16 protein-coding genes and 3 tRNA genes are annotated in these 17,608 nt (G+C 57.8%); 5 read left to right on the top strand and 14 right to left on the bottom strand.

The features are described 5' to 3' along the window. The first annotated feature begins 139 nt into the window (after positions 1-139). Complete coding sequence (locus tag BMY45_RS20085; protein ID WP_092400581.1) at positions 140-1,270, top strand: carbon-nitrogen hydrolase family protein; 1,131 nt, start codon at positions 140-142, stop codon at positions 1,268-1,270. 4 nt (positions 1,271-1,274) lie between these two features. Then, positions 1,275-2,312 (top strand): AraC family transcriptional regulator, encoded by a 1,038-nt coding sequence (locus BMY45_RS20080; RefSeq protein WP_092400579.1) that lies wholly within the window; start codon positions 1,275-1,277, stop codon positions 2,310-2,312. A 41-nt stretch (positions 2,313-2,353) separates the two neighbouring features. Here BMY45_RS20080 and BMY45_RS28220 read toward each other — a convergent pair whose 3' ends face one another. The 11 genes from BMY45_RS28220 to BMY45_RS20025 form a co-directional block, all read right to left on the bottom strand. Next, positions 2,354-2,500 (bottom strand): hypothetical protein, encoded by a 147-nt coding sequence (locus BMY45_RS28220; protein ID WP_171061343.1) that lies wholly within the window; start codon positions 2,498-2,500, stop codon positions 2,354-2,356. Between the two features lie 116 nt (positions 2,501-2,616). After that, positions 2,617-3,525, bottom strand: a complete 909-nt coding sequence (locus tag BMY45_RS20075) for a DUF2242 domain-containing protein (RefSeq protein ID WP_092400576.1) — start codon at positions 3,523-3,525, stop codon at positions 2,617-2,619. A 221-nt stretch (positions 3,526-3,746) separates the two neighbouring features. Next, positions 3,747-5,618, bottom strand: a complete 1,872-nt coding sequence (locus BMY45_RS20070) for a SurA N-terminal domain-containing protein (protein WP_092400574.1) — start codon at positions 5,616-5,618, stop codon at positions 3,747-3,749. A gap of 225 nt (positions 5,619-5,843) precedes the next feature. Further along, the gene (locus BMY45_RS20060) at positions 5,844-6,119 is read right to left on the bottom strand and encodes an HU family DNA-binding protein (protein ID WP_047228496.1); all 276 of its coding nucleotides are present in this window, start codon (positions 6,117-6,119) and stop codon (positions 5,844-5,846) included. A gap of 149 nt (positions 6,120-6,268) precedes the next feature. Then, a complete protein-coding gene (lon, locus tag BMY45_RS20055) occupies positions 6,269-8,665 on the bottom strand; it encodes an endopeptidase La (RefSeq protein ID WP_092400572.1) in 2,397 nt (798 codons plus the stop codon). A 161-nt stretch (positions 8,666-8,826) separates the two neighbouring features. Next, positions 8,827-10,110, bottom strand: a complete 1,284-nt coding sequence (clpX, locus tag BMY45_RS20050) for an ATP-dependent Clp protease ATP-binding subunit ClpX (protein WP_047228498.1) — start codon at positions 10,108-10,110, stop codon at positions 8,827-8,829. A 107-nt stretch (positions 10,111-10,217) separates the two neighbouring features. Next, positions 10,218-10,859, bottom strand: coding sequence for an ATP-dependent Clp endopeptidase proteolytic subunit ClpP (clpP, locus tag BMY45_RS20045; RefSeq protein ID WP_003183177.1), 642 nt, complete (start codon positions 10,857-10,859; stop codon positions 10,218-10,220). Positions 10,860-10,952: 93 nt separating this feature from the next. After that, positions 10,953-12,263: a trigger factor gene (gene tig, locus BMY45_RS20040; protein ID WP_092400570.1), complete on the bottom strand. Its 1,311-nt coding sequence runs from the start codon at positions 12,261-12,263 to the stop codon at positions 10,953-10,955. 418 nt (positions 12,264-12,681) lie between these two features. Beyond that, positions 12,682-12,766 (bottom strand) — tRNA-Leu (locus tag BMY45_RS20035). A 57-nt stretch (positions 12,767-12,823) separates the two neighbouring features. Next, positions 12,824-12,899: transfer RNA gene (locus tag BMY45_RS20030), tRNA-His, on the bottom strand. A gap of 41 nt (positions 12,900-12,940) precedes the next feature. Further along, positions 12,941-13,017, bottom strand: a tRNA-Arg gene (locus BMY45_RS20025). A 282-nt stretch (positions 13,018-13,299) separates the two neighbouring features. Between BMY45_RS20025 and folD the strand changes: the two genes are divergently transcribed. Both folD and pbpG read left to right on the top strand, forming a co-directional pair. Then, a complete protein-coding gene (folD, locus tag BMY45_RS20020) occupies positions 13,300-14,154 on the top strand; it encodes a bifunctional methylenetetrahydrofolate dehydrogenase/methenyltetrahydrofolate cyclohydrolase FolD (RefSeq protein WP_047228500.1) in 855 nt (284 codons plus the stop codon). A 267-nt stretch (positions 14,155-14,421) separates the two neighbouring features. Further along, on the top strand, positions 14,422-15,360 hold the full coding sequence (pbpG, locus tag BMY45_RS20015) for a D-alanyl-D-alanine endopeptidase (RefSeq protein WP_092400568.1): 939 nt from the start codon (positions 14,422-14,424) through the stop codon (positions 15,358-15,360). Positions 15,361-15,404: 44 nt separating this feature from the next. Here the strand turns inward: pbpG and BMY45_RS20010 are convergent, their stop codons facing one another. Further along, complete coding sequence (locus BMY45_RS20010) at positions 15,405-15,608, bottom strand: DUF6021 family protein (RefSeq protein WP_076383965.1); 204 nt, start codon at positions 15,606-15,608, stop codon at positions 15,405-15,407. Between the two features lie 100 nt (positions 15,609-15,708). Further along, complete coding sequence (locus BMY45_RS20005) at positions 15,709-16,386, bottom strand: peptidase C39 family protein (RefSeq protein ID WP_092400566.1); 678 nt, start codon at positions 16,384-16,386, stop codon at positions 15,709-15,711. A gap of 222 nt (positions 16,387-16,608) precedes the next feature. On the opposite strand from BMY45_RS20005, the gene BMY45_RS28215 reads away from it, so the two are divergent. After that, positions 16,609-16,776, top strand: coding sequence for a hypothetical protein (locus tag BMY45_RS28215; RefSeq protein ID WP_177193374.1), 168 nt, complete (start codon positions 16,609-16,611; stop codon positions 16,774-16,776). Positions 16,777-16,851: 75 nt separating this feature from the next. Here the strand turns inward: BMY45_RS28215 and BMY45_RS20000 are convergent, their stop codons facing one another. Beyond that, positions 16,852-17,601: a TerC family protein gene (locus BMY45_RS20000; protein WP_092400564.1), complete on the bottom strand. Its 750-nt coding sequence runs from the start codon at positions 17,599-17,601 to the stop codon at positions 16,852-16,854. Positions 17,602-17,608: the final 7 nt, after the last annotated feature.

The following is a 17,608-nucleotide window of genomic DNA, read 5'->3' as shown; positions in this document are numbered from 1 at the left end:
AGCCTAAGAGCCGGAAGCTGCGTGCTCAATGGCCGTAACTGACAACTTAATGATCCAAATGCGCAACGCCCCTTGGCAACACCCCATCGTGGGCCCTACCCTAGTCAGCGAATCCGCACACGGCCGCTGACTGTTCCCCATGCGCAAACTTCTGTACCTGCTGTTGTCACTGGCCTTGATTGCCGCCCTGATCACCTACGCACTGTGGACGGTGGATCGTCCGGCGGGTCATTACCTGTCAGACCTTCGCATCAACCTGGCGGTGAACCAGGGCACACCCGCCGATCAAGGCAACTTGCTGGGCATCCAGCCCGAACTGTTCCCCACCGACTACCAGAGCCCCAAACGCCTGCACCGCAAACTGGCGGCCTATCTGCAAACCGCTCGTGACCAAGGCTTGCTCAATGACAAAACCGTGGTGGTGTTGCCCGAGCACATTGGCACCTGGCTGATGATCGTCGGTGAAAAAGACGAGTTGTATCAGGCCGCGACGTTGAAGGAAGCGATGAACTGGCTGGCGGTCAGCAACCCGCTGGCGTTCATCCGGGCGCTGGTCGGCGCAAAAGGTGACAACCGGCTGGACGATGCTTACCTGCGCATGAAAGCCGACACCATGGCCCGTGACTACCAGGCACTGTTCGGAGGGCTCGCCAAGGAGTTCGGCGTGACGCTGGTGGCCGGCTCCATCGTGCTGCCCGAGCCCAGCGTCAGCGATGGCCAACTGAAAGTTGGCCGGGGCCCGTTGTACAACAGTAGCGTGGTGTTCGGCCGCGACGGTCGGCCGCTGGGCCAGCCACAGCGCCAACAGCATCCCTTGTTCGAACAACAAGGCGTGCTGGGGCCAGACCATCCCGACACAGTCGGTGTCGTCGACACCCCGGCCGGTCGCCTGGGCGTGCTGATCGGCAGCGACAGTTGGTACCCGGTTCATTATCGCCAGCTAAATGAACAGGGTGCGCAACTGGTGGCGGTGCCCGCCTTTGTCAACGGTCGCAATAGCTGGGAAAAACCCTGGAGTGGCTACAGAGGCCTGTCCACACCGAGCGAAGTCAGCCTCAAACCGGGGGAAGTGAGTGAAGGCCAGGCCTGGCATCGCCTGACACTGACCAGCCAGCCGCCCATCAGCCAAGCCAAGGGCGGCGTCAGTGTCTTCCTGCGAGGACAGTTCTGGGACAGCGGCAGCGCCGGGCAGAGTTTCGTCAGCCATAACGGCGAACATTTCGCCGACGGTGAAGCTCGTGGCGCCCGTCTGCTGAATCTGTGGCTGTAACACCATGAAACCGCAACCGATGCGACTGGGAGACTTGTCAGTCAGCTTCGTCCATAGCCTGGCCGACGCGGTTGCCAGCCATGGACACGATCCCCAGCCTTTGCTTGAACAATACGGGCTGGATGCGGCACGCCTGGCCGAGCCCGGGGCTCGTCTGTCGATCCCGCGCTACATGCGCCTGGGGCACGCCGCCATCCAACAGACCCAAGACCCTGCCTTGGGTTTGCGCATGGGCCAACTTAGCCGCTTGAGCCAGGCCGGGCTGGCAGGCGTGACAGCGGCCCAGGCACCGACGGTGCGCGAAGCCGCGCGGTGCTTGATCCGCTTTGAGCCGCTGTACGGCTCCAACTATCGCGGTCAGTCGAGTTTTCATGAAGATGCCCGAGGCGCATGGCTGCGGTTCTATTCCATCAGTCCCTATAACGCCTACAACCGCTTCGTCGTGGATTCGATCATCGCTGGCTGGCTGGCGCAGCTGTCCTGCGTGAGTGCTGTCGCGTTGCGGGCTGAACGTGTGGAAATCGAGTTCGAAGAACCGGCATACCTGGAGGCCTATCGCGCGCTCGGTGACTGCCCTATCCAGTTCGGTGCCGAACACAATCAGCTACGCCTGGGGCTCGACAGTCTCGCCCAACGCAACCCCCAACATTGCCCCGGCACCTGGCGACACCTGGTTCAGTTGTGTGAACGGGAGCTGGAGCAATTGACGCGCACCCGCAGCCTGCGCGAGCGCATCATCCAACTGCTGGGGCCGTTGCTCAATGGTGGCCGGGAACCCGACCTGGAAGAAGTGGCGACGCGTCTGAAGCTGCCCACCTGGACACTGCGGCGCAAACTGGCCGAAGAAGGCACGCAATTTCGCGCAATCCTCAACGACACTCGCCGCGACCTGGCCATGACCTACATTCGCGACACTGAACTGGCGTTCGGTGAAATCGCGTACCTGCTGGGGTTCGCCTCGGCCGAGGCATTTCAACGCGCCTTCAAGCGCTGGAACAACCAGACTCCGGGCGAGTTTCGGCGCAGTAGGAGAAGCAGTTAAGCTGCAAACTTGCCGCTTATAACGTGCAGCTTGTAGCGGATTTACAGCTCTGTTGCATCCTCGGCGGGTTCCAGGGGATCAAGCTCATACGCCTGATATTCCAGCAGCTCTTCCTGATAATCATCCATCTTGAATCCTTCCCATAACGTAACGTTGAAACCGATGCCTGATGGCGCTGGAATCAGCATAAAGCCGCTTTATGAACAAAACATGAAGCAAAAGCTTCATGAATTAAACGTAGCACAGCGCTGGGAAATTACTGCGTGCAGGTGTGGCAAGGGATTTCCACCCTTGCCACTGAGCATCAAGAGGCGGGAAGCGGCTGGATCGGCTCGGAAGGGGCCGGCAAGGCGCTGGAGGATGGCGGTGTAATGGCTGGCGTCGACGACTCTGGCTCGGATGATTCAGGCTCGCTGGGTGCGATAGGCGCGGGCTCTGCCGGCGGCGCGACCGGCTCCGAACTGGCCGGAGAAGTCTCGGCAGGCGCGGGCGTGGCTTCCTCCACCGGCGCAACTGGCGCTGGAGTCGGTTCGGGAGCCGGCACCGGCTCTGGAGCAAGAGCAGGTACAGGCATCGGTGCCGGCTCCGGAGTAGAAACCGGTGACAACGCCGCTGGCGCGACCTGGGCTTCCGGAACGCCAAGCTCGGCTTTGGGCGTTTCGGTTTCCTCTACGGGTTTCTTCGCCTCGGGAGGCAGGAACAACTCCACCAGGGCAAAGAAACGCTCATAGAACTTCGCCGACGACACGGTTTCGCTGGCGACCTTGACCATCGAATCATCGGACGAGCCGATCGGCATCGACACCGATCCCAGCACCCCCACGCCCAAGCTGGCGGAGTTGTTGGTTTTCTTCAGCGCATAACGGTCCTGCAAGGCGTTGGCAAACATGGTCGCACGGTGTCCGGGACCACTGTCTTCAGCACAGACCAGATTGAAGCTGATCTCCATATGGGTTTCGCCGGTCTGCTGAAAACTCTTATGACCGCTGACCAGCTTCGGATCGCTGCTGGTAATGATGTAGCCCTGGCTGAGCAATGCCCGGCGCCCGGCTTCGCAGGTCGCCGCATCATTCACTGAATAGGAACGCGAGAACGTACCAGAGTCATCGAAGTTTTCATGCTCGTAGATAGCGGTTTTCTTCGACGAGCAACCGGCTGCAGCGGCCAGCACCAGTGCCAGCCCGACGGTGCGCATAGGGAATGATTTGAACATTGAACATCCTGAGGAAAACGATCCGGGGCGTATTGTGCAACAGAACGCTGCCAGGCCGCGTGGCTAATCTTGTCTCAAACGGGTTACAAGTCTACTGGGGGTTATTTGCGGGAAAAAGACGCGAATTCGGTGGAACGACGAAGATACTGCCCGATGCAACAAGCAGACACAAAAAACCCGGCCTTTCGGCCGGGTCGTGGTGGGACAAACCATCAGAGCACTTAGAAGCGCTCGATGTCCGCCTCACTCTCCAACTGCTTGCGGTAGGCAGCGAAGTCCTGCTGACCGACGCGAGAAGCGAGATAACGGCGGTATTGCGCCTTCTCCTCATCGCTCGGCGCCGCTGCTTCGTTCACGCCGTTCAAACGCACGACGACCAGACTGCCGTCGGGCAACGTCACACTGCTGAACGTCGGCTTGTCTTTCGATTCGGGCTTAGGCATCCGGAACAATGCCTGCAGCACCGCCGGGTCGATACCTTCCTGGCTTCGGGTCGCCGCTTCGATGACTTTCCAGTTCTGACCGTCGACAGGTTTGTCCAAGGCCGTCTTGCCATCGCGCAAACCGGCGATCAACTCATCGGCCCGGGTCTTGGCCGCCGCACTGGCATGTTCCTTCGCCAGTTGAGCGCGAATGGCCCCGTCCACGCTTTCCAGTGGCATCTGCTCAGGTTTGCGGTGCTCCTTGGCACGCAACACCACCACGGTTTCCGGGTCCAGTTCAATGGCGGTGCTGTTTGCACCCTCATCCAGTACCTCCGGGCTGAACGCGGCGGTCACCACGGCGCGATTGGCCGCGATCCCTTCCCCACCCTCACGGCCGAACGGCGCCGAAGTGTGGACGGTCAGTTTCAGGTCCTGAGCCGGCTGTGCCAAGTCGGAGGCTTCGAAAGCGGCATCCTCCAGTTGCTTGGTCGCCTCCACGAAACGCTGCTCAACCTGCTGGGTTTTCAAATCGCGGACAAGCTTGTCCTTGAGGCTGGCAAACGTCGGCACTTCAGGCGCTTCGACGCCCAACAATTTGATCAGGTGAAAACCGAAATCGGTACGCACCGGAGCCGATACCTGATCCTTGCTCAACGCATACAGGGCTTTTTCGAACTCCGGATCGTAGACCCCCGGACCGGCATAACCGAGATCGCCGCCGTTGCTAGCAGAACCCGGGTCCTGGGAGAACTCCTTGGCCAACGCCTCAAACGATTCGCCCTTGGCCAAACGAGCCTGAATCTCTTCGATCTTCGCCTTGGCCTGGGCTTCGGTGACCTTGTCGTTCACTTCAATCAGGATGTGCGCAGCACGACGCTGTTCGGACAGATTCGCGATTTCTTTCTGATAGGCCGCTTGCAGGTCTTCATCCTTGACGCTGACCTGATCGAAGAAAGAAGCCTTCTTCAGCTCAAGGTAGTCGATGACCACCTGATCTGGCGTCATGAATTCCTTGGCATGCTTATCGTAGTAAGCCTTGACCTCATCATCGGTCAGTTTCACCGTCGACGAGTCGGCCTGGATATTCAAGGTGGCGAAATCCCGGGTCTGTTTTTCCAGACGGGCGAAGGCCAACACCTGAGCGTCAGTGACAAAACCACTTCCCGCCAGACCTGCGCGCAACTGGCCGATCAGCATCTCCTGAGCCAGCATCTGACGAAATTGCATGCGGCTGTAACCCAACTGGCGGATCACCTGATCGAAACGCTCGGCGCTGAATTTGCCATCGACCTGAAACTCAGGCGTTTGCAGGATCACTTGATCCAGCGCGGCTTCGGAGAAGGCGAATTTCGAATCTTGCGCGCCTTGCAGCAACAGCTTGCGATCGATCAGGCCTTTGAGCGCTGAGTCGCGCAGCATTTTTTCGTCCAGCAACGAAGCGTCGAAATCCTTGCCCAGCTGTTGCATGAGCTGGCGGCGTTGCATGTCGACCGCCTGGCTCAGCTCGTTCTGGCTGATCTCTTCGCCGTTGACCTTGGCTGCGTCATTACTGTTGGTGGTGGCTTGAAAAATGGCATCGAAACCGGTCAACGCCATCAATACGACGATGACCCCGATGATGGTTTTGGCAATCCAGCCTTGTGAATTGTCCCTGATATTCTGCAGCATGCGTCCCCCAGAAACGGTTGAACTTCAAATTTAGGCAACCGTGGAGCGTGGGTAGAATCCGGATAGAAGAAAGGCGCATCCGAGGATGCGCCTTCTCGTAACTGGCGGAGCGGACCGGACTCAAACCCGCGAGTCCTGGCGTGACACACCGGCTACAAACCGGCTGTATGACCGCTCCGCTGCCAAGCCAGGCATGACCCCGACCCGGATAAACTCGATGAAACCTTAGTCGTTAACAGCTTCTTTCAATGCCTTGCCAGCTTTGAAGCCAGGCTTTTTGGCAGCAGGGATTTCCAGCGTTTGGCCGGTCTGCGGGTTGCGGCCGGTACGCGCTGGGCGATCAGTCACGGAGAAGGTGCCGAAACCAACCAGAACTACGGAGTCGCCGGCCTTGAGAGCGCCAGTGACGGATTCGATTACAGCGTCCAGCGCACGGCCAGCAGCAGCTTTCGGGATATCAGCGGATGCAGCGATAGCATCAATCAGTTCCGACTTGTTCACTCTAAGTCCCCTTATATCTATTTGAGATGATTCTAAGTTTTTTTTGGTGAAAGCAAAAACGAGTGCTGAATGGCCTACAGACACTTAAGAGCCGCTTTATAACAAGGGCTCTAAAAAACTGTCAAGGAAGCCCCCCAGGCAAATGCGTATTAATGCGTGCTAATTCTTTCCTTAGAGTCAGACTCTCGCTTGTCGTCCTTCGCGACTATCTCCGGAGCCACATCCGGCAAGGGCTCCGGCGCGTATTGCAGCGCAATTTGCAGGACCTCGTCAATCCATTTAACCGGTTTGATCTGAAGATCCTGCTTAATGTTGTCAGGAATCTCCTTCAGATCGCGGACATTCTCTTCAGGAATGATCACGATCTTGATCCCGCCACGGTGAGCCGCCAGCAGTTTTTCCTTCAGGCCGCCAATGGCCAATACCTGGCCACGCAGAGTGATTTCACCGGTCATGGCGACGTCGGCGCGCACCGGAATGCCAGTCAGCGCTGACACCAGGGCCGTGCACATGCCTACGCCGGCGCTCGGGCCGTCCTTGGGCGTAGCTCCTTCAGGCATGTGGATATGGGTGTCGCGCTTCTCATGGAAGTCCAGGGGAATGCCCAGGCTCCGGGCGCGGCTGCGCACGACCGTCAGCGCCGCGGTGATCGATTCGACCATCACATCGCCCAGCGAACCGGTCTTGATCAGTTGACCCTTGCCTGGCACCACCGCCGCTTCAATAGTCAGCAACTCGCCACCGACCTGAGTCCATGCAAGGCCAGTCACCTGACCAATCTGATCCTGCTGTTCAGCGAGGCCGTAGCGGAATTTGCGCACCCCCAGGAAGTGCTCCAGCAGGTCCGCAGTGACCTTGACCGCGAAGCGTTTTTCCAGCGCATGCTCTTTGACCGCCTTGCGGCAGACCTTGGCAATTTGCCGCTCCAGACCACGCACACCCGCCTCGCGGGTGTAGTAGCGGATAATGTCGCGAATCGCTTCCTCGTCAAATTCCAGCTCGCCTTTTTTCAGGCCGTTGGCCTGGATCTGCTTGGGCGAAAGGTATTTGACGGCGATGTTGATCTTCTCGTCTTCGGTGTAGCCCGGCAGACGAATCACCTCCATCCGGTCCAGCAGCGCTGGCGGAATGTTCATGGAGTTGGAGGTGCAGAGGAACATCACGTCCGACAGGTCGTAGTCGACCTCCAGGTAGTGATCGTTGAAATTGTGATTCTGCTCCGGATCGAGCACTTCGAGCAGCGCGGAAGCGGGATCGCCGCGCATATCGCTGCCCATCTTGTCGATTTCATCCAAAAGGAACAGCGGATTGCGCACGCCGACCTTGGTCATCTTTTGAATCAATCTTCCTGGCATCGACCCGATATAAGTGCGGCGATGACCGCGAATTTCCGCTTCATCGCGCACGCCACCGAGGGCCATGCGCACGAATTTACGATTGGTCGCGTGGGCAATCGACTCTGCCAACGATGTTTTACCGACCCCAGGAGGTCCCACCAGGCAGAGTACCGGTCCGCGAATTTTCTTCACGCGCTTTTGCACGGCGAGGTATTCGAGGATACGTTCCTTGACCTCTTCCAGACCGTAATGGTCGGCGTCGAGAATATCCTCGGCGCGGGCCAGGTCCAGACGGACCTTGCTTTGCGCCTTCCAAGGCACCTGAACCAGCCAGTCGATATAGGAGCGCACCACAGTGGCTTCGGCAGACATAGGCGACATTTGCTTGAGCTTGTTCAGCTCGGCCTGGGCCTTGGCAAGTGCATCCTTGGGCAGGCCGGCGGCATCGATGCGCTTTTTCAGCTCTTCGATTTCGTTGTGCCCTTCGTCACCATCGCCAAGTTCCTTCTGAATGGCCTTCATCTGCTCATTCAGGTAGTACTCACGCTGGCTACGTTCCATCTGCTTCTTGACGCGACCACGAATGCGCTTCTCGACCTGCAGCAGGTCGATTTCGCCATCCAGCAATGCCAGCACGTGTTCGACACGGGCAGACAAATCGATGATTTCGAGAATTTCCTGCTTCTGCTCGATCTTGAGGGCCATGTGGGCCGCCATCGTATCGACCAGCCGCCCAGGTTCGTCGATGCTGTTAAGCGACGACAGGACCTCTGCAGGCACCTTCTTGCCCAACTGCACGTATTGTTCGAACTGCGACAAAAGACTGCGGACAAACACCTCAGACTCACGCTCGGGCGCGTCCACTTCGTCGATCAGCGACACTTCGGCCCGGCAATGGCCGTCCACTTCGCTGAAACGCTCGACCGTGCCCCGCTGCTCGCCTTCGACCAGGACCTTGACGGTGCCATCAGGCAGTTTGAGCAGCTGCAGAACGGTTGCAATTGTGCCTACGCGATACAGTGCGTCTTCGCCGGGATCATCATCAGCAGGGTTTCTCTGCGCCAACAGAAGAATCTGCTTGTCACCCGTCATCGCAGCCTCGAGGGCTTCGATAGACTTCTCGCGCCCCACGAACAGCGGGATAACCATGTGCGGATACACCACGACATCACGCAATGGCAGGAGAGGCAATTCGATGGTTGTCTTCATGATTTCGCCTCTACGGCGGCCACAAGGCCGGAAACAGATGGAAGTAAGCTTGAAACCAAGATGGGGGCAGCCTTAAAAAAAAACAAGCGCAAAGACACGTCTAAAACGCGCAAAAAGCAAAGGGGCCCGAAGGCCCCTTCTTTATTCCGGCACCGGGACGCTTAAGCGTCCGGCGCGGCCTTGGCAGCCGGCTCTTTGTTTTCGTAGATATACAAAGGCTTGGACTTACCTTCTATAACGCTTTCGTCGATCACGACTTTACTCACCTCAGACTGCGAGGGGATCTCATACATCGTGTCGAGCAATACGCCTTCCAGAATCGAGCGCAACCCACGGGCACCGGTTTTACGCTCCAGGGCTCGTTTGGCAACCGATTTCAGCGCGTCGGAACGGAACTCCAGGTCTACACCTTCCATTTCGAACAGCTTGGCATATTGCTTGGTCAGGGCATTCTTCGGCTCGGTCAGAATCTGCATCAGTGCAGCTTCATCCAACTCGTCCAGCGTCGCCAAGACCGGTAAGCGACCCACGAACTCCGGGATCAGACCGAACTTGACCAAGTCATCAGGTTCGACTTCACGCAGCGATTCACCGACCTTCTTACCCTCTTCCTTACTGCGCACTTCGGCGTTGAAACCAATGCCGCCACGGGTGGAACGGTTTTGAATAACCTTTTCCAGGCCGGAGAACGCGCCACCGCAGATGAACAGAATGTTACGCGTGTCGACCTGCAGGAACTCCTGCTGCGGATGCTTGCGACCACCCTGAGGCGGAACGGAAGCCACCGTACCTTCGATCAACTTGAGCAAGGCCTGCTGCACACCCTCGCCGGAAACATCCCGGGTGATGGACGGGTTGTCGGACTTGCGGGAAATCTTGTCGATTTCGTCGATGTAGACAATACCCATCTGGGCCTTTTCCACATCGTAATCGCACTTCTGCAACAGTTTCTGAATGATGTTCTCGACATCCTCACCCACATAACCCGCCTCGGTGAGGGTGGTTGCATCGGCGATGGTGAACGGAACGTTCAGCAAACGGGCCAGGGTTTCGGCAAGCAGGGTTTTACCCGAGCCTGTCGGGCCGATCAGCAGGATGTTGCTCTTGCCGAGTTCGACCTCGTCATTCTTTTTGTCACGTTGGTTCAGGCGCTTGTAGTGGTTGTACACCGCTACGGCCAGTACCTTTTTCGCGCGCTCCTGACCAATGACATATTGATCAAGGATGCCGCTGATTTCTTTAGGCGAAGGCAACTTATGCGCGCTGCTTTCGGCCTGGGCTTCCTGCACCTCCTCGCGGATGATGTCATTGCACAGGTCGACGCACTCGTCGCAAATGAAGACCGAGGGGCCGGCAATCAATTTGCGTACTTCATGCTGGCTTTTGCCACAGAAGGAGCAATAAAGCAGTTTGCCGTTGTCCTCGCCGTTGCGGGTGTCAGTCATTCGATCGATCCAAATCCGATAGGCTTGCAACACAAGATGAAGGCAATTGCGGGCTTTTTCAAGCCCGCAGGCGGCCGGTCATCCCAACCACCTGCATTTTGAGCGGCTTAGGCAGGCATTTGACGCTTGTTGATCACGGAGTCGATCAGGCCATATTCGGCCGCACGCTCAGCGCTCATGAAGTTGTCACGCTCGGTGTCACGCTCAATGGTTTCGAGGCTTTGGCCGGTATGGTGGGCCAGCAACGAGTTCAGGCGCGAACGAATGTGGAGGATTTCCTTGGCATGAATGTCGATATCCGACGCCTGCCCCTGGAAACCACCCAACGGCTGGTGAATCATCATGCGCGAATTAGGCAGGCAGTGACGCTTGCCCGCTGCGCCGCCGGCGAGCAGGAATGCGCCCATGCTGCAGGCCTGGCCGATGCAGATGGTGGAAACGTCAGGCTTGATGAACTGCATGGTGTCGTAGATCGACATGCCTGCTGTCACCGAGCCGCCAGGTGAGTTGATGTACAGATGGATATCCTTGTCCGGGTTTTCCGCTTCAAGGAACAGCAGTTGCGCCGCAACCAGGTTGGCCATGTAGTCTTCAACGGGGCCGATCAGGAAGATGACGCGCTCCTTGAGCAGACGCGAGTAGATGTCATAGGCACGTTCGCCACGGGCAGACTGCTCGATAACCATCGGGACCAGGCCGCCTGCGGCTTGGATGTCAGAGCTCTGCTGATAAAAAGAATTGCGGGACATGTCTCGCAGTCACTCCCAAATAGTTATGTCTTGAATACGCATAAGCCAGCGCGAAGGCTGGCTTATGGGTGTGTATTTCTTACCGCAGAACAATCAATCGGCTTGTGGAGCTTCCACCGGCTTGACCGCTTCTTCGTAAGAGACCGCTTTATCGGTCACGCTAGCTTTCTGCAGAACAGTATCCACAACTTGTTCTTCCAGCACAACCGAACGGACTTCGTTCAGTTGCTGGTCGTTCTTGTAGTACCAGGACACGACTTGCTCAGGCTCTTGGTAGGCCGAAGCCATTTCCTGGATCAGCTCGCGAACGCGGGCTTCGTCAGGCTTGAGCTCGAACTGCTTGACCACTTCAGCAACGATCAGGCCCAGCACAACGCGGCGCTTGGCTTGCTCTTCGAACAGCTCAGCTGGCAGCTGGTCCGGCTTGATGTTGCCGCCGAACTGCTGAACAGCCTGCACACGCAGACGGTTCACTTCGTTGTCCAGCAAAGCCTTTGGCACTTCGATCGGGTTGGAGGCCAGCAGACCGTCCATGACCTGGTTCTTGACCTTGGACTTGATGGCCTGACGCAGCTCACGCTCCATGTTCTTGCGAACTTCGGCGCGGAAACCTTCCAGACCGGTTTCCTTGATGCCGAACTGGGCGAAGAACTCTTCGTTCAGCTCTGGCAGTTTCGGCTCGGAAACGCTGTTGACGGTCACGGTGAACTCGGCGGTTTTACCAGCCAGGTCCAGGTTCTGATAGTCCTCAGGGAAGGTCAGGTTCAGAACGCGCTCTTCGCCGGCCTTGGCGCCAACCAGGCCATCTTCGAAGCCAGGGATCATGCGGCCAGAGCCCAGTACCAACTGAGTAGCCTTGGCGGAACCACCGGCGAACACTTCACCGTCGACCTTGCCGACGAAGTCGATGTTCAGTTGATCTTCGTTCTGGGCAGCACGATCGGCCACTTCGAAACGGGTGTTCTGCTTGCGCAGGATGTCCAGCATCTTGTCCAGGTCGGCATCAGAAACATCGGCACTCAGACGCTCGACGGAGATGGACTCGAAACCTGCAACCGTGAACTCAGGGAACACTTCGAACGTGGCGATGAACTCCAGGTCCTTGCCCTTTTCCAGCACTTTAGGCTCGACGGACGGAGCGCCGGCCGGGTTCAGTTTCTGCTCGACGACCGCTTCGTAGAACGAAGACTGGATCACATCGCCCACAGCTTCCTGACGTGCGTCAGCTTCATAACGCTGACGGATCACGCTCATTGGCACTTTGCCTGGGCGGAAACCTGGGATTTTGGCCTTTTGGGCAGTCTGCTGCAGACGCTTGTTGACCTGAGTCTCGATGCGCTCAGCCGGCACGGTGATGCTCATGCGGCGCTCAAGAGCAGAAGTATTTTCAACAGAAACTTGCATGGATATTCCTCGTTGCACAGACGTTGGCCGGGCGTTTCCGACCCCAGAATCAAGGGCATGCATTCTAGTAGGTCAAACTCAAGAAGTCACCCTACTGAAAAAGGGCTGGAAACAGGCGCCGAATTTAGGAGCGGACATACGGTCATGCCTCACCCGGATTGCAAATACAGTCGATCATCGCAAGGCTCTGGGTCAATGCTTCTATATATAGGAGCAGCAAACCCGCACGCCCGGCATCCGGTCTCGCGAGGAGACCAACGGGCATGCCGCGCATCATCAGGAAACACAATCGTGACGACCCGGGCACCCCGCCGCCCCGAACCAGGGCGGCAACACAACAAAAAAACCGCGAATACAAAAACGGCGCAGCCCTCTTCAGGTACTGCGCCGTTCTCTGCTATTTAAATAGCGACTTGTATGGTGCGGACGGAGAGACTCGAACTCTCACACCTTGCGGCGCTGGAACCTAAATCCAGTGTGTCTACCAATTCCACCACATCCGCGTATCAAGCTTTTAAAGCAAAGGCGCCAGATTGTTAATCTGGCGCCTTTCTAGAATATGGGGTGGACGATGGGGATCGAACCCACGACAACGGGAGTCACAATCCCGTGCTCTACCAACTGAGCTACGCCCACCATATTGCCTTGTTGCCTTACTTGTGCCAAAGCTGCCTAATTGGCGCACCCGGCAGGACTCGAACCTGCGACCATCCGCTTAGAAGGCGGATGCTCTATCCAGCTGAGCTACGGGCGCCTTTTTAATCTGTATTCTTGGACGATTACAAACTAAGTGCTTTCAGTGTTACCGAGTTAAAAACAACCAACTCCGCTTCACCTTCTTAACCAGTGCTAGGCTGTGCCCGACAAGTGCGACGAATGTTATAGACGGCCCGATAGGTCGTCAACTCTTTTTTAAAAAAAATTCATTTAATTAAAGGGGTTAGGGGAATTTGCAGACCAAGCGCCTTTGCCCTCACGCCTCGGCATGCGAGAATGCGTTCTCTTTTTTTCCCCTCTCGATGGTTAACCACGCGCAATGACTGCACAACTTATCGACGGCAAATCGATCGCCGCCAGCCTGCGCCAGCAGATCGCCCAACGAGTCACCGAGCGCCGCCAGCAAGGCCTGCGCACGCCCGGCCTTGCGGTGATCCTGGTCGGCAGCGATCCTGCCTCTCAGGTTTATGTCTCGCACAAGCGTAAAGACTGTGAAGAGGTCGGCTTCCTTTCCCAGGCCTACGACCTGCCTTCCGAAACCACTCAGCAAGCGTTGGCTGATCTGATTGATCGCCTGAACGACGACCCGAACATCGACGGCGTTCTGCTCCAACTGCCCCTGCCTGAACACCTCGACGCCTCCAAACTGCTGGAGCGTATCCGCCCGGACAAAGATGTCGACGGCTTCCATCCTTATAATGTCGGCCGCCTGGCCCAGCGTATCCCGCTGCTGCGCCCCTGCACCCCCAAAGGCATCATGACGCTGCTGGAAAGCACTGGCGTGGACCTTTACGGTCTCGATGCCGTGGTTGTAGGGGCGTCCAACATCGTTGGCCGTCCGATGGCCATGGAGTTGCTGCTGGCCGGCTGCACCGTCACCGTGACTCATCGCTTTACCAAGGACCTGGCTGGTCACGTCGGCCGCGCCGACCTGGTGGTCGTTGCCGCCGGCAAGCCTGGCCTGGTAAAGGGCGAGTGGATCAAGGAAGGCGCCATCGTCATCGACGTGGGCATCAACCGCCAGGACGATGGCAAGCTGGTCGGCGACGTGATCTACGAAACCGCCCTGCCCCGTGCAGGCTGGATCACTCCAGTCCCTGGCGGTGTAGGTCCGATGACCCGCGCCTGCCTGCTGGAAAACACCCTGTATGCGGCGGAAACGCTGCATAGCTGATACGCCTTTTCAGCCCAGCTCCAAACCCTGTGGGAGCGCGCCCGCTCGCGATAGCCTTGTATCAGCCTTCATCATTGCTGGCTGACACACCGCCATCGCGAGCAGGCTCGCTCCCACAGGCGTTTATGGGCCCTTCATTAAACTTTATTTAATCGCAAGCCCCGGCGGTACAGGCGTATAGCGCTGCCATCGCCCATACTCATAAAATGCAGCGCTTTTTAACAAGCCGTGCTGCACGGCACCTTCAACTCTATCGAGTCTACTCGCGTGAAAATCCGTCTTTCGATCCTCAGCCTGTTCATCGCTTTCACAGGTACCTTCATCACGCAAAATGTCGACGCGCAGGAAACCATCGCCACCCCCCGAGACACCTCAAAACTGCAAGTCGCCTCGGGCAGTGCGATTCTGCTGGACTTGCAGACAAATAAAGTCGTTTATGCGAGCAATCCCGACGTAGTGGTGCCCATCGCTTCGGTGACCAAATTGATGACCGGTCTGATCGTGCTGGATGCGAAGCAGGATCTGAATGAATACATCTCCATGACCATCGCCAATACCCCGGAGATGAAGGGAGTATTTTCCCGGGTCAAGCTCAACAGCGAACTGTCACGCCGGGACGTGTTACTGATCGCCCTGATGTCGTCGGAGAACCGCGCCGCCGCCAGCCTCGCCCACCACTACCCGGGCGGTTACGCAGCGTTCATCGCGGCCATGAACGCCAAGGCAAAGGCGCTGGGCATGAGCAGCACCCACTATGTCGAGCCCACAGGTCTGTCGATTCACAACGTTTCCACCGCCCGGGACCTGACCAAACTGCTGATTGCGGCCCGCAAATATCCACTGTTGAGCGAACTGAGTACCACCAAGGAAAAGACCGTAACCTTCCGCAAACCGGTTTATAGCCTGGGCTTTCGCAATACAGACCACTTGGTCCATAAGGCTGGCTGGGACATCCAGTTGACCAAGACCGGCTTCACCAATCAGGCCGGCCACTGCCTGGTACTGGTGACGAAAATGAGCAATCGACCGATGGCCCTGGTGGTGCTGGATGCGTTTGGCAAATACACCCACTTCGCCGACGCCAGCCGGATCCGTAGCTGGGTGGAAACCGGCAAAAGCGCCAGCGTCCCTGCCGCGGCCCTTCAATACAAGGCGGCCAAGAACCTCAAGAGCCGTCAAACCGGTGTAGTCGAGGCGTCGAATTAATTAACCTGGCAAACAAAGCCCCGATTCACCGGGGCTTTGTTTATTCAAGGTTTTAGATCACCCAGCGGGTCATACGCTCTGGAACCGGGCTCCTCCTGCTCATCCTCTTCGTCCAAAGGCGCCTTGGCGGGGCCTATCGGATCGACTTGAGGATCACCCAGATCCGGCGAGTCGGGGTCAAATCCCAAATCATCACCAGAAGAATGTTCGGAAGAATGTGGCCCCGTGGGTGTTTTCGACTGTGCCATGCTTCTCTCCTCGCAATCATGGGCCGGATATTCCAGCCCTGATGTTAGGAGCCCCTGGCAGGGTGGGTGGTGCCCGACAAGTGACGAACGGGGCGTGAGATCAGTGCGCGTTGCTCAGAGCTTGAGTCGCCCGGGCCGCAGCCTGTTCCTGCCCTGCCCCGGCCAGTTCGCCCGCAGCTTTCAGCCAGCGCTGAGAGTCTACCTTGGCCGGGAGCTGCGTAGGCCGCTGGACCAATACCGCCCAGCCGCCAGCATCTTTGAGAGCCGACGCAAACCCACTGAAGCTCATCAGCAGCCGCCGGTTCATCCCCGATCGCAGCAAGACCGTCTGCTTTTGGCGGTCATAACCGACGAGAATGCCGTACCTGGGCCCAGACCAGAAAGCCGCTCCGTCCGTGTAGCGCACCAGCACGGGATAACCCGCTGCAACCTGCTCCAACAGTGCCGGCAGTTCGCTGTCGAGGGGATACACCACCAGCCCATACTCTCGCGCCAAGGTCTGCAGGTTCTGCTGCAAATGAGCCTCGCCTTTGGGCAGATGCAGAGGTTTCTCCAGCAGCCCCGGTGTGATTACCGTGCCTTGCAGCGTCAAGAGGCTGGCCAGCGATTGAGGGCCACCCTGGTACATTTCGCCGCGAAAGAACGGCACGCTGTTGAGCTCCACCCGCTCGGGCAGGCGCTGAATCTGCGGCGACACACTGCCTGCGCAACCCGCCAGGGCCGCCAGGCAGGCCGTCACCAGCACCAGTGATCGAAAAGAGGAAATTACCGGAAACATTAGGACTCTCTTGTTAAGGCACCCGACATCGGGCCAGGCAAGGGCCGTCGATCATAAGGTGCAGACAGACGTGGGTATAGCCTTAAACAGCAGTCCCATCGCGGCGATAGAACGAAGCGGTCCGTCTGTCGTCAATACCGATCGATTCCCTGCAACACTTTAGCGACTAGACTGTCCATTGTAACGAGTGCGTCGCCCTGACTGGGGCAGAAGGAGGCACAGATGAGCCTGACCACAACAATCCTGATGCTGATATTCGGCTGGTTAAGCGTCGCCACAGCCATGCTGTGGGGCGTTTTGCGCATTGCACGCCGCCATCATCCTGCGCCGCCCCCAGCGCGGGCGGAAAAAGCACCAAAACCGGCCAGGCGCCACGCCGCCGCACACTGACCGTCCCGCCGCCCTTCAAAAATCCAAAAAAAAGCCGCCCGAGCATCGACCCGGGCGGCTTTTGACTGTCTGCAATCAGGCTTTTTCGGCCAAGGCCTTTTGCTGACGGCGACGCGACATCATGTTCAACACCTCGATCGCTGCCGAGAACGCCATGGCGGCGTAGATATAGCCCTTAGGCACATGAGCACCAAAGCCTTCGGCGATCAACGTCATGCCGATCATGATCAGGAAGCCCAGCGCCAGCATGACCACCGTGGGGTTGTCATTGATGAACTTGGCCAGCGGTTCGGCCGCCAGCAACATCACCAACACCGAGATCACGACGGCGATGATCATGATCGGCAGATGCTCGGTCATGCCCACCGCGGTAATGATGCTGTCGATGGAAAACACCAGGTCCAGCATCAGGATCTGACCGATCGCAGCGGCAAAGCCGAGGGTCACGCCGGAGGTGGCGGATTTGGGATCATTCGGCGCCGGGTCCATGCTGTGGTGGATCTCGGTGGTGGCTTTCCACAGCAGAAACAGGCCGCCGGCGATCAGGATCATGTCCTTCCAGGAGAACGCCTGGCCAAGAATTTCGATAACCGGCTCAGTCAACTGCACGATGAAAGCAATGGTACTCAACAAGCCCAGGCGCAGGATCAGCGCCATGCCAATGCCGATACGCCGTGCCTTGGCGCGGTGCTGTTCGGGCAATTTATTGGTCAGGATCGAAATGAAGATCAGGTTATCGATGCCCAGCACGATTTCCATGACGACCAGAGTCGCCAGCGCGATCCATGCAGTGGGGCTGGCAGCGAGTTGTAAAAGATAATCCATGGGTCAG

Origin of the sequence: Pseudomonas sp. NFACC39-1, from assembly GCF_900110355.1 — a bacterium.
Taxonomy (GTDB): Bacteria; Pseudomonadota; Gammaproteobacteria; order Pseudomonadales; family Pseudomonadaceae; genus Aquipseudomonas; species Aquipseudomonas tehranensis.
Note: the sequence above shows the minus strand (reverse complement) of the source record. Positions and strands in the feature narration are given on the sequence as shown.

Coding starts and splice junctions, on each gene's coding strand:
- BMY45_RS28215 (WP_177193374.1), top strand. CDS start 16,609: ATGAGCCTGACCACAACAATCCTGATGCTGATATTCGGCTGGTTAAGC.
- BMY45_RS20085 (WP_092400581.1), top strand. CDS start 140: ATGCGCAAACTTCTGTACCTGCTGTTGTCACTGGCCTTGATTGCCGCC.
- BMY45_RS20000 (WP_092400564.1), bottom strand. CDS start 17,601: ATGGATTATCTTTTACAACTCGCTGCCAGCCCCACTGCATGGATCGCG.
- BMY45_RS20070 (WP_092400574.1), bottom strand. CDS start 5,618: ATGCTGCAGAATATCAGGGACAATTCACAAGGCTGGATTGCCAAAACC.
- BMY45_RS28220 (WP_171061343.1), bottom strand. CDS start 2,500: ATGCTGATTCCAGCGCCATCAGGCATCGGTTTCAACGTTACGTTATGG.
- lon (WP_092400572.1), bottom strand. CDS start 8,665: ATGAAGACAACCATCGAATTGCCTCTCCTGCCATTGCGTGATGTCGTG.
- clpP (WP_003183177.1), bottom strand. CDS start 10,859: ATGTCCCGCAATTCTTTTTATCAGCAGAGCTCTGACATCCAAGCCGCA.
- BMY45_RS20010 (WP_076383965.1), bottom strand. CDS start 15,608: ATGGCACAGTCGAAAACACCCACGGGGCCACATTCTTCCGAACATTCT.
- clpX (WP_047228498.1), bottom strand. CDS start 10,110: ATGACTGACACCCGCAACGGCGAGGACAACGGCAAACTGCTTTATTGC.
- folD (WP_047228500.1), top strand. CDS start 13,300: ATGACTGCACAACTTATCGACGGCAAATCGATCGCCGCCAGCCTGCGC.
- BMY45_RS20080 (WP_092400579.1), top strand. CDS start 1,275: ATGAAACCGCAACCGATGCGACTGGGAGACTTGTCAGTCAGCTTCGTC.
- BMY45_RS20075 (WP_092400576.1), bottom strand. CDS start 3,525: ATGTTCAAATCATTCCCTATGCGCACCGTCGGGCTGGCACTGGTGCTG.
- BMY45_RS20005 (WP_092400566.1), bottom strand. CDS start 16,386: ATGTTTCCGGTAATTTCCTCTTTTCGATCACTGGTGCTGGTGACGGCC.
- tig (WP_092400570.1), bottom strand. CDS start 12,263: ATGCAAGTTTCTGTTGAAAATACTTCTGCTCTTGAGCGCCGCATGAGC.